General features: G+C 37.5%; 16 protein-coding genes and 1 pseudogene. 2 read left to right on the top strand and 15 right to left on the bottom strand.

The window, feature by feature from the left end; genetic code table 11:
* Nucleotides 1-9 precede the first annotated feature (9 nt).
* From thpR to EDD70_RS00705, 4 genes and pseudogenes are all read right to left on the bottom strand, one after another.
* The gene (gene thpR / locus EDD70_RS00720) at nucleotides 10-543 is read right to left on the bottom strand and encodes an RNA 2',3'-cyclic phosphodiesterase (RefSeq protein WP_092753985.1); all 534 of its coding nucleotides are present in this window, start codon (nucleotides 541-543) and stop codon (nucleotides 10-12) included.
* A 105-nt stretch (nucleotides 544-648) separates the two neighbouring features.
* Nucleotides 649-999 (bottom strand): DUF2200 domain-containing protein, encoded by a 351-nt coding sequence (locus tag EDD70_RS00715; protein ID WP_092753988.1) that lies wholly within the window; start codon nucleotides 997-999, stop codon nucleotides 649-651.
* 171 nt (nucleotides 1,000-1,170) lie between these two features.
* Nucleotides 1,171-1,365 (bottom strand): annotated as a pseudogene (locus EDD70_RS00710) (helix-turn-helix domain-containing protein); the annotation flags it as partial.
* On the bottom strand, nucleotides 1,274-2,122 hold the full coding sequence (locus tag EDD70_RS00705) for an EFR1 family ferrodoxin (protein ID WP_123810989.1): 849 nt from the start codon (nucleotides 2,120-2,122) through the stop codon (nucleotides 1,274-1,276). The gene EDD70_RS00705 and the pseudogene EDD70_RS00710, both read right to left, overlap by 92 nt.
* A gap of 136 nt (nucleotides 2,123-2,258) precedes the next feature.
* Here EDD70_RS00705 and EDD70_RS00700 point away from each other — a divergent pair, with 136 nt between their 5' ends.
* Nucleotides 2,259-2,813 carry a TetR/AcrR family transcriptional regulator gene (locus tag EDD70_RS00700; RefSeq protein WP_092753995.1) on the top strand — a complete coding sequence of 185 codons (555 nt, stop codon included), beginning with the start codon at nucleotides 2,259-2,261 and terminating at the stop codon, nucleotides 2,811-2,813.
* A 190-nt stretch (nucleotides 2,814-3,003) separates the two neighbouring features.
* Here the strand turns inward: EDD70_RS00700 and EDD70_RS00695 are convergent, their stop codons facing one another.
* The 7 genes from EDD70_RS00695 to EDD70_RS00665 all read right to left on the bottom strand — a co-directional run bounded on the left by EDD70_RS00695 (nucleotide 3,004) and on the right by EDD70_RS00665 (nucleotide 8,639).
* A complete protein-coding gene (locus EDD70_RS00695) occupies nucleotides 3,004-4,314 on the bottom strand; it encodes an amidohydrolase family protein (protein WP_092753997.1) in 1,311 nt (436 codons plus the stop codon).
* A 127-nt stretch (nucleotides 4,315-4,441) separates the two neighbouring features.
* On the bottom strand, nucleotides 4,442-5,299 hold the full coding sequence (locus tag EDD70_RS00690) for a nucleotidyltransferase domain-containing protein (RefSeq protein ID WP_092753999.1): 858 nt from the start codon (nucleotides 5,297-5,299) through the stop codon (nucleotides 4,442-4,444).
* Nucleotides 5,300-5,318: 19 nt separating this feature from the next.
* Entirely contained in the window at nucleotides 5,319-5,537 is a 219-nt protein-coding gene (locus EDD70_RS00685; protein ID WP_242943114.1) for a phosphotransferase, read from the bottom strand.
* A gap of 38 nt (nucleotides 5,538-5,575) precedes the next feature.
* Nucleotides 5,576-6,094 (bottom strand): DUF2179 domain-containing protein, encoded by a 519-nt coding sequence (locus tag EDD70_RS00680; RefSeq protein WP_092754003.1) that lies wholly within the window; start codon nucleotides 6,092-6,094, stop codon nucleotides 5,576-5,578.
* A 154-nt stretch (nucleotides 6,095-6,248) separates the two neighbouring features.
* The gene (locus tag EDD70_RS00675; RefSeq protein ID WP_242943115.1) at nucleotides 6,249-7,064 is read right to left on the bottom strand and encodes a CPBP family intramembrane glutamic endopeptidase; all 816 of its coding nucleotides are present in this window, start codon (nucleotides 7,062-7,064) and stop codon (nucleotides 6,249-6,251) included.
* Nucleotides 7,065-7,295: 231 nt separating this feature from the next.
* A complete protein-coding gene (locus EDD70_RS00670) occupies nucleotides 7,296-8,240 on the bottom strand; it encodes a S66 peptidase family protein (protein WP_242943116.1) in 945 nt (314 codons plus the stop codon).
* A gap of 96 nt (nucleotides 8,241-8,336) precedes the next feature.
* Nucleotides 8,337-8,639 (bottom strand): hypothetical protein, encoded by a 303-nt coding sequence (locus tag EDD70_RS00665; protein WP_092754007.1) that lies wholly within the window; start codon nucleotides 8,637-8,639, stop codon nucleotides 8,337-8,339.
* Nucleotides 8,640-8,925: 286 nt separating this feature from the next.
* Here EDD70_RS00665 and EDD70_RS00660 point away from each other — a divergent pair, with 286 nt between their 5' ends.
* A complete protein-coding gene (locus EDD70_RS00660) occupies nucleotides 8,926-10,125 on the top strand; it encodes an IS110 family RNA-guided transposase (protein WP_092754009.1) in 1,200 nt (399 codons plus the stop codon).
* Nucleotides 10,126-10,298: 173 nt separating this feature from the next.
* Here the strand turns inward: EDD70_RS00660 and EDD70_RS15280 are convergent, their stop codons facing one another.
* From EDD70_RS15280 to EDD70_RS00645, 4 genes are read right to left on the bottom strand one after another with little or no spacing between them, the layout of a single operon-like run.
* Nucleotides 10,299-10,580, bottom strand: coding sequence for a hypothetical protein (locus EDD70_RS15280; protein WP_341465119.1), 282 nt, complete (start codon nucleotides 10,578-10,580; stop codon nucleotides 10,299-10,301).
* A gap of 11 nt (nucleotides 10,581-10,591) precedes the next feature.
* On the bottom strand, nucleotides 10,592-10,813 hold the full coding sequence (locus EDD70_RS15275; RefSeq protein WP_341465120.1) for a hypothetical protein: 222 nt from the start codon (nucleotides 10,811-10,813) through the stop codon (nucleotides 10,592-10,594).
* A gap of 53 nt (nucleotides 10,814-10,866) precedes the next feature.
* On the bottom strand, nucleotides 10,867-11,889 hold the full coding sequence (locus tag EDD70_RS00650) for an endonuclease NucS domain-containing protein (RefSeq protein WP_123810988.1): 1,023 nt from the start codon (nucleotides 11,887-11,889) through the stop codon (nucleotides 10,867-10,869).
* Nucleotides 11,828-12,466, bottom strand: coding sequence for a damage-control phosphatase ARMT1 family protein (locus EDD70_RS00645; RefSeq protein WP_092754013.1), 639 nt, complete (start codon nucleotides 12,464-12,466; stop codon nucleotides 11,828-11,830). The genes EDD70_RS00650 and EDD70_RS00645 overlap by 62 nt, the downstream gene beginning before the upstream one ends.

Below are 12,466 nucleotides of genomic sequence, written 5' to 3'. Positions count from 1 at the left end.
ACTCACTTTCTATTTATGTTGTACAGTAACCTTATATTGTTCAGTGTAGGTGAGTTTTCTGCCAATACGTTCAGAGCACATCAGGTTCATAGTATTCACATCAGCACTAAAAGAATCACCCAACAGCGCTGTGCAGTCGGGTACCGCTTGCAGCTCAACCTCTCGTGCCAAGGTAATGTGGGGAGAAAATCGGCGACTCTCCAGTAAAAAACCTTGTGCAGCCAGATTACGAGAAAGGGTGCTTTGCAGGTCTGTCAGCAGCTTGTTTTCAGCAGCGCCAATCCACCAGATGTCGCCGCCATCTCGCTTAAAACGACCTACTCGATCAAAGGTCAATTTTATGGGATAGAAGGGTGTGTCGTTCATAGCGCGGCACAACACCGAAATTTGGTTTGGATGAACCTCGCCTAGAAATGCCAACGTCAAGTGAAGATTTTCGAGGCGAGAAAAGTTACCCCGACCCAGCTCGCGCAAGCGACTTTGCACTGTAAGAATCTTCTCTTTTGTCTTTTCATCAAAGTTGATGGAAACAAAAAGGCGCATCCTATTTCCTCCAATAATAAAGCTGTCAAAGCAACAAAGGCTTTGCCTTGTACAGCAATTTGTTTGCTAAATCTGTAATTGCAAGGAGCAATAATATGCAAACATTTATTTTCTTAATATTTTTTCCATTACTTTCCCTTTTGCTAGTTCATCGATTAATTTATCTAGATAACGAATTTTTTGCATTAACTCGTCCTTTATTTCTTCTACACGATATCCGCAAATAACCCCTTTTATAAGTGAAGCATTCGGATTAATATGCGGTGCTTGTCTAAAAAATGTTTCCAAATCCACTCCACTTATCATCTGTTGCTGTAAGGACGGTTCATCATAACCAGTAAGCCAAAAAATAATTTCATTCACTTCGCTTTTGGTTCTTCCCTTTTTCTCTGCTTTTTGTACATATAACGAATAAATACTGGCAAAGGGCATCATAAGAATACGTGCTTTTTCCATCAGAACATCTCCTTTGTTTTTTATAAAAAACACTATATTGGAAAAACAAGTACAAATGTCATATTATCTATTTATCTTGCTTGCCTATCATAAACATTATACGAAATTCAATCTGCTACAGCTAATGCTCATAATAACATGATCATATTGCGCAATGTTGACCAGTTCCTAGCCAGACAAGAGTTCATCAATAGGCACGGAAAAGAAACATACAATCACCTTCAGGGAATCGATGCTTGGGTAGCCGCGTCCAGACTCCCATTTCGATACAGCACTACGTGATACGAACAGCGCCACCCCAAGCTCCTCCTGCGTGAGACCTTTCCGCTTTTTGTGGTGGATATTGTTTCCTGTCTGAAGCAACATCTGTTACTGTGACATGTGGATTGTGATATTTTTTTCGTTCCCGCGTATATTTTGGAAAATTGATTGCTTGCTTTGGACAGAAAGAAATACAAGCCATACACTGGCTGCAATGATGATGGAAAGTTGGTTTGCCATTTTCAAAACTGATATTATGGCAGGTGCAGACCTTTGCGCACAGTCCGCAGGAAATGCAGTCATCCCAGACAGAAAAGTATTTGTCGTTTGACGGGCAATGCTCAATAAACTTCTGCATCTTTCGTGGTGCGAGCCATCGCGTTATTGAATTGGCGTGAGGATGATTCCGTAGCTTCTTTTCAGCAATTTCTTGAGCAATGTATTCAAGCTGTTTTTCAGTCTTTGGAACGCGCTTGTCAGGATTAGGAAACGCCGGATACATTGCCACATAATTGGCAACACTGTACACTTTCTCTCCATAGGAAAGTATACAGTGCTTTTTTTGCAGCAGTTCCGCCAGTTTATCCTGACATCCTCCGTTGATCAACCCTGGCGTGGAGACCGCAAAAATGTATGCCTTCGCATTCAGCTTTACCCGTTCAACAAAATGGATCGCATACGCTGGCATCGTCCAGTGATGCACCGGGAAAACAAAACCAATCCTTTCAGCACTCTCTGACAGAACATCCTTTGGGTCACATCGCATGGAGATAATTTCAGTATCGCCTAGGCGCTCGGCAATAACCTGCGCTGCGCGAAGACTATTTCCTGTCCCTGTAAAATAGTAGATCACATTTTTCATAATATCGCCTCACAATTGTAGATGTCTCACTTGTGACATTTGATTATTTCCATTATAATGAATATACAACAGTAATTCAAGATTTCAGGGACAAGTGCTACATCTGGTCATTTTTGAGACATTTAAAGGAGCCGATATGAAAGATACACAAAATCCAATTGCTTTACGTTCTAAGGAATGGTTAACGAATGCCCTTTTGGAATTGATGAAAAACAAACCATTCCGGAATATCAGTATTTCAGAGATTGCGGAGAAAGCCGATTTGTCCCGCCGAACTTTTTATCGTTCTTTTTCCTCGAAAGAAGAAGTAATTTGCTTTTATCTGCAGACGATTTGGCGCACAGGAGTGCTAAAGCTTTCCACTGATGAAGATTACAGCTATTATCATACGATTCGTTGGTATCTGGAGCTTTGGTATGAGCATCGGGAACAGGCTCTTTTGCTTTACCGTAACGATTTGCTATCGCTGTTATTGCAGGAATACAACCATCTGTTTCGTGAAGTTTACCTGATGCGTAAGGGTAATTATCCTTTAGCTAAGCAATCAGAGGCAATGAAATATGCTCTTTCATACAGTGCCGGGGGCCTCTTAAATGTCCTCTGGCAATGGGCAAGCGAAGGAATGCAGAAATCACCGGAAGAAGTTGCAAATCTGTTGATGGTTGCCATCCAGCTACCTGATAGAGAGTAACACTAAATTACAATCTCAAGTTTTCTTCTGTACTATTGCATTTCTTATTATCCTATGTACTCTGCTATCCACTTTTTAAACATAACTAGAAGTTGCATAACACTGCTGTTTTTATGAATAGCTATAATTTCATTTGCAATATCTTAATATCTGCGCACCTGAGAAGAGGGGATTAATTAACTTTATGGTCTTATAATCTTTTGTAAATACCGGTAACTATTTGTTCGCCTTTTGCCATGATTTTTTCTGCATCAAAGCACGTAAAGCACTTGTTTTTTAACAATACTTTGCCATTACACAATACTGTATCTACTTGTAATCCCGTTCCGGCGTAAATGATATTGCTTAATCGGCAATCCTTGTTTAGTAAAGAGATATCGTGCATATCCAGCAGCAAAATATCGGCTCGGTATCCTACCCTAGTTTTGCCTAAATCATCATACCCCAGTGCTCTTGCACTGTTAGCCGTCATCATTTGGTAGCAGGTAGATACCGGCATAACCTGTGCTTTACCCGAAACGACCTTTTGCAGATATGCTCCGCATCGTGCTTCTCGAATCATATCACGGTTGGAGCTGGACGCCTCTCCGTCACAACCAAAAGCAACATTCACTTTACGCTCTAACATTTTATAAATCGGTGGAATGCCGTCACTGATTTTCATATTCGTACTGGGGCAGTGTACTACAGTTGCACCGCTTTCCGCAATCAGATCCAACTCATAATCCTCAAGCCAAATACTATGCGCCAGCATCGTTTTGGCATCCAGTATTCCATAGCGGTACAATGCCTCGCCCTCACCGTATCCGGTTTGATGCTTTACCCATTCGGTTTCTTTTTTGCCCTCTGCCAAATGCGTGTGAAAAACAAGTCCCTTTTGCTTCGCAAAAGATTTCAGCCCCTGCATCAGCTCTTTAGTGCATGCGGGTAAGCCTTGCGGTGCAACACTTGTGCGCAGCAAACCATGATTGGTGTTGTGGTATTTATGATAAATGATTTCCGCCTGTTGTAAAGCATCCTCTACACTCGTAGTGAGTGTGCTTTGGTTTTCTGCAATGTCGGTTGCACCTAACCCAAAGGTAACACGCAAATCAGAATCTTTATAAGCTTGAACTACTGCATCAATGTATGAAAAATAGGTCATTTCATTAAAAGTTGTAACACCAAAGCGCAAGCCTTGCAGTAAACCAATCAGAACACCATAGTACCATTCTTCTTCGGTAAGCCTATGCTGAGTGGATAGCATTTTAATCAGCCAATCCGTTATGCATAAATCATCCAGACAACCCTTTTGCAGCGATTGCACCAAGTGGGTGTGTGCATCGGTAAATGCAGGGATACACAGCATCCCTTTAGCATTTAAAATTTCTTCGCCCTTGGGAACAAGATTGCTGCCTATTTCTGTGATAATTCCATCTTCAATGCGGATATCACAGCTTGTTATACTCATATTGGAAATATCTGCAAGATCACATCTTCGGATAATGATGTTGTTTTTCATATCAGTTCATCCTTTTCGCCGTATCAATTGCAATGCGGTAACAAATGTCGAGTCTTTGTTTTAGTGCATCTTCGGATAATAAGGTGCCGTCTGTATAATTTTCTCCTGAAACAGCTACGGATTATGCTTATAATTTCATTGTCTGGTTACTATGTCTGAATATCTCATTATATTGCACCTGAATTCTATCAAAACAGGCTTGTATCGTATCTTTTCTCAAACCCGATAATGCCGCTTCCATGTCATTTGCAAAATCTTTTGGGATATATGCTTCTTTTCGCCTTAGCAGTCGCCCCAGGCTGCCTTTTTCGTTGAGCATATACATCCTATTTATGGCATACAGTACATGTATTAAGCTAACCGTACACCTAAACAGTGAACCGGCAGCATATAGAATATCTTCTTTTCCGATTGCCTTCCTTCCGCACTGTTGGGAAAACTCACATTCCCATAGGAATTTTTCTATGGAAGCTTTCTGGTAGTTTTCAGGGAATTCTATAAGCCTTTTTTTCTGTTCTGAAATAATGTTGTTATTGCTGCTCAAAATTTTGCAATATGCGACTTCGCCCATGTAGATAGAGTTCACGAACCCAAACGGATGACCACATTGATAGTCAATCGAGATTTTTCCATTGATGCAGTCATCGATCACGGTAATGACTTTCCGGGTATCCCTGAAAAGAATATCCACAGCAATACCATCAATATTCAGCCATCCTCCGCCATTGATCCATGGTCCCCAGTCGTCGGGATCGGTTATTACATTTTTTCGATGCTCATCATCAAGTGAGACAGCTTTTTGTTTGAATGATGAAAGGTCGAATAACGCCTTATCATAATAGATTCCTATATCTATGTCGGAATCCTTGTTCGCCGTACCTGTTGCCCAAGAACCGCCCAAAACGATGGCGTTAATACCGGTAACTCCGTTAAAGACATGTGCAATTTGTGTTAATATATTTTCTGTATTATCTTTATCAGACATATAATTCTCTCCAACTCTATTACACCCCAAAGTGTAACAAAATATCCTCAACGGATTGTTCTGGGGACTGTTCCGAGGTATCCAGCCAAAAGCCGATTTTTGGAGTCTCCTTCATGAAATCCGCATACAGATCCTCTACTGTAAAACTGGTATAACCAACCTTTTCTCGCATTGTTTCACGCTTTTTTACTGTCTCCACATTTGGGTAGAGTACTATTACATGAACAGGACGACCCACATAATTCATCCCTTAATTTTAGCATCGAAGTTTATATTCTAAAAATTTCGAATATTTTTTGTCCAAAAACCACCGATAAAATTTTTAGGTTCGTATGAAATAACAAAAGCATTAGGGACTATTTCGCTTACTAATTTGATAAGCTTTTTCTCATTGCTCCGTTTCGCCAATACATGCAGGACAAGTCGCAACCCATTTTTTCCTTCTGCAGTCCATGAAGTCACCCCGAATCCTTTTTCTCTTAATATATCTGGTAGGTCGTGGACAACAGAATCAACAATAATTTGAACATCTACATATCCAAGCGCAAGATATTGTTCTATTAAGCTTCCAACATAAACCCCTACCCCATATCCAATACAGTAAGCAATAATATTAATTGGACTATCAAGGTTTTTCAGCACAATAGTGAGTCCATATAAATACACCCCTATTTCGAATACAGAGATAATAGAAGCTAAAAGACGTTGACCTTTTATAACAAGAATTGTCCGCAAGGTATTAATTGAAACGTATACAATATTAATACCAATTATTAAAAGTATAAGTATGATTATTTCCTCCTATTTTGTACAATAAATTTTGTTAGCTCTTATTTGGGTTGACAATTTTCTTATGATAAACATATTGGGGAGTCCAAGGTTTTGTGAAAAGCCTTCTAAATATAGAAAATTGGGAGCTCACGTCGTACACACTTTATAGATAATCTTATTAGCCCCTGGTATGGGCTTTTAGTGATAATCGAACTCCTTTTTTATGTAAATAAACAAAAGTAAAGATCACAGCCGCAACAGTATATAACACTGCTAATGAGGCGAGTAAATACACATCTTTTCCAATAAAGAATGTTAAAACAAAATTAAACAAAAAATGCATCCAAAATGATAAAAATAAGTTATTACATTTTTTCATACATACACCAATTATGATTGAAAATGCAGTTAATCCAATGATAAATGAAAGAATATATATTAATAAATGCAATCCGCTATAATTTGTAGAAACAAACCATAACGGTAAATGCCAGAATGCCCAGATTAAACCTAAAATCAGGTTGCCTTTCACAAAGCCATATTTGCCTTCCATCTCTGTCATCAAGAATCCTCTCCACCCGGATTCTTCACCGCTTGCACCCTGGATAGCAGTAAATAGAATGTTGCCCAATAATCCAGTAGCTGCAAATTGGAGCTGTGCAGTTTTTTCAAAGACGGATAAAACCCCTGTTGATATCAGAAACACGCCTACTATCACTAAGGATGCAATAAAAAAAACAGAAAAATTTAGTTTTTCTTTAAAAGCCTCTTTATAAAAGTTTTTTATGGAAGTACCTGGTTTTAGCTTTTTTAGCATAATCAGAAGCACTATTGTTGGCGCCCAACTGCATAAAGTTGTTACACAACTCATACCAAAAGGCGTAACATCAAAAACAAAAATTGCTATTCCGCCAAGGCCTAAAACCATAAACCAAAACAACAGATATGTAAACATTACATATTGCCACATTGTATCCATCTTTTTAATTTTCATATTATTCTTTTCCTCTCAATAAGTGGCCTATGATTGCATGCTCTTTGGGAAATGGCTTATATCCGTTAAATTTCAATCCGCGAGCAAACATGGATCCACTTCTTTCATTATTTGCATTGTGCCCAACTGCACATCATTGCGATTAGCAAGCCCAGGTGCCAAGACCTTGGGCGTGTCCACGGTTGAAACATAATGCGCAATTTAATTAACTACAGATAATACTCATTAGCTTTAGTGTTGTTTAAAAACAATATCAACACAATCTGCTTTTGCAGCAATTGTTACAGTTCCACCGATAGGGAAAGTAACAAATGGAAATACGTGACCAAAGTCTGTATTAAAAATTATCGGTATATTTTTTAACTGCCTTTTACTTTTTACAATTTGAGTGATTTTATCAACAGTTAAGTTACAATCATCTGAAAAGCGTCCAAAGACGACTCCGTTTATTTTGCATTTGTCAATTTGTAATAATGATTGCAAATTACGTTCAAATTCACCAATAAAGTATTTGCCCATAATATTATCATCTTCAATAAATAAAATTACATCTTTCATTTTCGGCATAAATTCTGTGCCTTGCAAAAGGTTTAATGTACAAAGATTTCCACCAATAACTGTCCCTTCACAATTGCCATCCTGTATCACCACATAACGATTTGCTTCAAAAGAGGGAGTTATTTTATATTCACTATCGCTATTAACACATTTTTCAAAATACTCATATGTATAATTCCTATTATTTCCAAATCCAAAAGAACAAAAATGCGGTCCATGATATGTAATAAGACCAGTTTTTGCATGAATCGCATTTAGTAAAGCGGTTATATCTGAATATCCACAAATAATTTTGGGATTGTTCATTATAATAGAATAGTCTATGTATTCAAGAATTTGATTTACATTAAAACCTCCTATCGAGGTTAAAATCGCTTTGACATTATTGTCTAGAAACGCATTATGCAAATCCTCTACTCGTGATTTAATACTTGCAGATTCATCGTATTCAATTTCTCGGCTATTATCAGAAAAAGTAATATTATATCCTTTTTCTTTTAAAAATTTATTAGCGTTATTGTAAACGTCTTCTCTAACAACACTTAAACTTCTTGATGGCGCAATTACTCGAATTTCGTCACCAATTTTTAATTTACTTGGATACATTATTTTAATCACCTTTCTGCACCTAATATAAATTTTCGTTAGTTGAACTCTGTTTAAACATTAGACGCAATTCAATATAATTTAAATAAAATATAAAACAAAATAGTGCTATTGCATTTTTGAAAGTTTATATTTGCATTCGTTACATATTACAAAAATGAAGCTATCGTTTCTTCTGATTTCTCTAATGTCTCCTTCGTCTATCGCTATAAAATTATTTGAATATTCAAATATGGTAATATCTGCTTTTACATTCGCAAACATAATCATTCTCGTTTTTCTCACATGATTTTCAGATAGAATGGGCATATCTGGGTATAATGGACCTCTTTCTATTTTATCGCTATTTAGAGTTGCATAAATAACAATTCTATTATCTCTGACATAATTCCACAAATCATCAAAATTCATAATACAATCTCCTTTTATAAACAGTTTTTTATTTTCCCGTTGGTACTATATAAGCACAGACATTTACCTTAAGCTGGTGGTGTTTGTGCTTATTTCTTATAATAAGGGGAAAACATGGTCTGGCGTACTTCCCATTGGATTTCGCATCCGAGCAATAATCTGCCAGCCATCCCCTTGTTATGAGAATTCGATTTAGCAGGTTGAAACCATACGGCTTTCGTGTCACTAACCAATCTGAATGGTAATAAGCAAGGATGGACGCCATGTGATTCTAAGGAGGAACTTTATGATTAGTGTTGGAGTTGATGTTTCCAAAGGAAAGAGTATGGTTTGTTTTATGAAGCCGTATGGTGAAGTTCTGATTTCTCCATACAATGTGCAGCATTGTGAGAATGATTTAATGCAGTTAGTTGAACAAATACATAGGCTGAACGACGAAGTTCGAGTGGTTATGGAATCAACCGGTGCATATCATTATCCAATACTGGCATTTCTGAAGCAACATGGTGTATTTGTCAGCGTCGTAAATGCCTATCTCATGAAAAAGTACGCCATGATCGCGATTCGCAAAGGAAAAACGGATCCGCTTGATGCAATAAAGATTGCAAGCTATGGAATCGACTACTGGTACAAGCTAGTAGACTTTGAACCGACATTGGATGTTTACCAGGAACTAACGGATCTTAACAGGCAGTATCTAGGCTACCTATCCATGCGTATAAAAGCAAAGGTCTCAATGACCAATCTGACAGATCGGACGATGCCTGGGATTAAGACCGTTCTATGGAATCGCTCTGATGTCCCTGACAGGGATAAACTTTGCGACTTCATACGCGAATACTGGCATTATGACAATATAACCTGTATGCCAGAGTGTGATTTCATCGCAAGCTACAATGCATGGGCTAAAGAGAAGGGATACCATGCCAGCACACAAAAGGCAAAGACGATTTATACCTTGGCTTTAGACGGTATCCCAACGATGTCATCCAAAACCCCGTCCACTAAAATGCTCGTTTTGGAATCTGTTTGGGTCTTGCAGATGATTGACAAGACTCTTGCGTCTATTCTAGCACAAATGCGTAACCTTGTAAGTGGATTAAAAGAATACGAAGTTGTTATGGCAATGCCAGGAGTAGGCAACATTCTTGGCCCACGGATTATTGCAGAGGTAGGGGATGTGCGACGTTTTCATAGCGGCAGTGCATTGGTCGCCTACGCTGGCTTAGACGCCCCTCCCTACCAATCTGGCACTTTTATCGGGACTAACAGGCACATTTCCAAGCGAGGATCGTCCTCTCTACGCAAAACTGGTTATGAAATAATCCGTTTTGTAAAGCAGGCCAAGCCAACGACAGATACTGCTGTATATGACTTTTTGTTGAAGAAAGAGGCGGAAGGGAAACCTTTGCGTGTAGCTAAGATAGCAGCATTAAATAAATTCCTGAGAATTTACTATGCCAGAGTAAAAGAGCTTTATTGTTGAGTCACAACTCAGATCTCTATCGGCCAGCTGCCGCCGATACGGCTGGTCATCTTTGCTATACTTATTTTCAGATTCATCACAAAGTATCACCGTACCGAAATTTGTGCTTGACTTTTATTAGCAGGATTATTGCTATGATACTTGTATGGATTACATAAATAAAAGAAGTTAAATTATTCACTAAAATCAATATGTTGTCTTGGACTAAATCCTCGTTTCTTGAACTCTGAACAAAGATAATCTATTCTGGTTGGTATTATTTTAATAAGATAAAGTGGATTTTCCTTCTTTTTTAATGCCTCAGCTGGTATTCTTTTGAATGATAACATATTCAAATATTCGTCAGACCACATTTCTACTACTTCTGCTTTACCGGTTACCTGCATTCCAGCTAAAGTGTCAAAACCTTTATAGGAATCATATATTGCAAGGCTTACATTGTTGTTTTCTGACAAGGCCTTAAATTTTAAGCCTCCTTCAGAAAATATCCAAAAAGAACTTGTCTATAGCTATATTCAATAGGTGTACAGCGTACAAATTCATCAAATCCGGTAGCTAATGCGCAGGTGTTGTGTGCTAATATAAATTTCTCCATTTCCAACAAAAGTGAAGAACATTCCATTTTAACACTCTGCTTTTCTCGACTTTCCCAATATTTTGATGCTTTTATCATACTACTTTTATCCATAGTTCTCCACCTTTCGCTTTTATGATAGCATTTTGCCATAAGCAAATTCCAAACTAATCCTTTATGTTCCATAAAGTTTTTAGCCGTTCCACCGTAAATTTCCACTTCTTTTCACGCGGACGGCATACAGTATTCTGATTACCAAAAAATCCAATTTCCTTTACAGCTTGTTTTTCAGTAGTTGTTTTAGTCCATTTAATTTTAACATTATATTCTGCTTTTTCTTCATCGTCGATAGAATATAAATAATTGCCTTCAGTTGTAATATCTTTAAACCCGAGTTTTTTTCCGTTAGTATCAAATAGGGCGTTTTTAGCGAGTTGGAACTCTTCTGTAACAATACCTACTCCTACATAGCCTGTTTGAGGGATGTTAGCCCATACTCTATCCCCGACACTTAACATTTTCAAGGTATTTGAATACCATGGTCCACCGCCTCCAGAAATAAACCCGTATTTACAGGCATCGTTCCATCTTCTCTCTCCCTCACCAAACGATACGTAGTACTCGTGGTTCCAAGTATTATTTGATATATTACAAGGCATTTGAGTTTCAACATCTTCTTCAAACCAAACACGACTAATAAACCGTTTTTCCTCATATCCAAAAACATTAAAAAACAGTATGTTTATGTCAACTACATATTTATTACGCAAATACCTTATAATACGTTCGGTACTAGCATCCATTTTTGACGCTACTACAACCATTTCCACATTTTGATTTACGGAATCAGAATCAAGTTTCGTACCATATTTCTTTTCGTAAGCTTGATTTAATGTATATGTATTATTAGTGAACTCTAAATATAGTTCTGCCAGCTCTTCTAATTTCATATCTGACACGCAAGATGCGTAATCAATTACTTGGGCTGTAACTTCACGAGGTGTTAAATCTTTTTTTAATTCGACAACTACTAAATCGCCGTCATGGTCCATACAAAGTAAATCTATGTATTTGCCTGCGCTTGTTTTGACTTGACGACCTATTATAATCCAATCACTATTTAATATTTCAATGTGCTGAGCAAGTAGATCTAATACCAACACGATAGGCATCTGATTCGATAGAATCATTTACAACAGGAGCTCCCCTTACTCCGAAATAAATATCAATGTCATGATTATTTTCTATTATTTTCTCGATCAGAATTTTATCCAAACATATTTCCCCGCAATTGTCACCAATATATAGCAATGTTTTGCTTTTGGTAATATCTCGAATAAGATTCTTCGTATGGTCGATTGTGAGAATCAGATTTTCTACGTTATCAAAATAATTCATAATATCATCAAGCTTGACGCCATGAATTGGATTAAAATCGATGATATTACCTATAATTGCATACTTAATGGCTGCTTCGAAAGAAAGATTTGATTGATTAATTCTCTGTTTGAGCATGTCAGTCATATTCAAAAACATATCGTTATAGTAATTCCTTACTTCTAAATATGGATCATCATTTTTAATGTGGTTTTTCAATAATCTGAAAGTGGAACCAATTATTTCTGGATTTGTTTCCGTATAATCTATTTTGCTTAGATATCGAAATACATCTTGAAATAATACTTCCTTATGATCTGCATTTGTCATGCCGGCTACTTTAACAACTTGATTTATCAAGCAAGGTAAACAACTATAATTTATTTTCAT

This window comes from Hydrogenoanaerobacterium saccharovorans (assembly GCF_003814745.1).
Taxonomy (GTDB): Bacteria; Bacillota; Clostridia; order Oscillospirales; family Ruminococcaceae; genus Hydrogenoanaerobacterium; species Hydrogenoanaerobacterium saccharovorans.
This window is presented reverse-complemented; position numbering and strand designations above follow the sequence as displayed.

What these genes read in the sequence shown, in the direction of transcription:
- thpR (WP_092753985.1), bottom strand. Translation starts at nt 543, where the DNA reads ATGCGCCTTTTTGTTTCCATCAACTTTGATGAAAAGACAAAAGAGAAG.
- EDD70_RS00715 (WP_092753988.1), bottom strand. Translation starts at nt 999, where the DNA reads ATGGAAAAAGCACGTATTCTTATGATGCCCTTTGCCAGTATTTATTCG.
- EDD70_RS00705 (WP_123810989.1), bottom strand. Translation starts at nt 2,122, where the DNA reads ATGAAAAATGTGATCTACTATTTTACAGGGACAGGAAATAGTCTTCGC.
- EDD70_RS00700 (WP_092753995.1), top strand. Translation starts at nt 2,259, where the DNA reads ATGAAAGATACACAAAATCCAATTGCTTTACGTTCTAAGGAATGGTTA.
- EDD70_RS00695 (WP_092753997.1), bottom strand. Translation starts at nt 4,314, where the DNA reads ATGAAAAACAACATCATTATCCGAAGATGTGATCTTGCAGATATTTCC.
- EDD70_RS00690 (WP_092753999.1), bottom strand. Translation starts at nt 5,299, where the DNA reads ATGTCTGATAAAGATAATACAGAAAATATATTAACACAAATTGCACAT.
- EDD70_RS00675 (WP_242943115.1), bottom strand. Translation starts at nt 7,064, where the DNA reads ATGAAAATTAAAAAGATGGATACAATGTGGCAATATGTAATGTTTACA.
- EDD70_RS00665 (WP_092754007.1), bottom strand. Translation starts at nt 8,639, where the DNA reads ATGAATTTTGATGATTTGTGGAATTATGTCAGAGATAATAGAATTGTT.
- EDD70_RS00660 (WP_092754009.1), top strand. Translation starts at nt 8,926, where the DNA reads ATGATTAGTGTTGGAGTTGATGTTTCCAAAGGAAAGAGTATGGTTTGT.
- EDD70_RS15275 (WP_341465120.1), bottom strand. Translation starts at nt 10,813, where the DNA reads ATGGATAAAAGTAGTATGATAAAAGCATCAAAATATTGGGAAAGTCGA.
- EDD70_RS00650 (WP_123810988.1), bottom strand. Translation starts at nt 11,889, where the DNA reads ATGATTCTATCGAATCAGATGCCTATCGTGTTGGTATTAGATCTACTT.
- EDD70_RS00645 (WP_092754013.1), bottom strand. Translation starts at nt 12,466, where the DNA reads ATGAAAATAAATTATAGTTGTTTACCTTGCTTGATAAATCAAGTTGTT.